Genomic DNA, 232 nt, shown 5'->3' on the forward strand with positions numbered 1-232 from the left:
GTTATTGGCGGTGTGGTGATCACCAAAACCGAAGAGCACGCTGAAGAACTTGGCTGGTGGGGTAACTGCATCGGCGCGACAGGCACTCCATTTGATAGCTACATGACGCTGCGTGGCATTCGTACCTTGGGCGCTCGAATGCGTGTTCATGAAGAAGGCTCACAGCAGATCCTAAGCTACCTTCAATCGCAAAAGCGCGTTAAGACCATCTACCACCCAAGCCTTCCTGAGC

The 232-nt window shown here is 53.4% G+C and carries 1 protein-coding gene; it reads left to right on the plus strand.

What is annotated here, in order from left to right:
* Positions 1 to 232 (plus strand): PLP-dependent transferase (locus tag AB4585_RS29575; RefSeq protein ID WP_372172406.1); only part of this gene is annotated, 232 nt, incomplete at both ends.

It is taken from the genome of Vibrio sp. 10N.222.49.C9 (assembly GCF_041474985.1).
Taxonomy (GTDB): Bacteria; Pseudomonadota; Gammaproteobacteria; order Enterobacterales; family Vibrionaceae; genus Vibrio; species Vibrio crassostreae_C.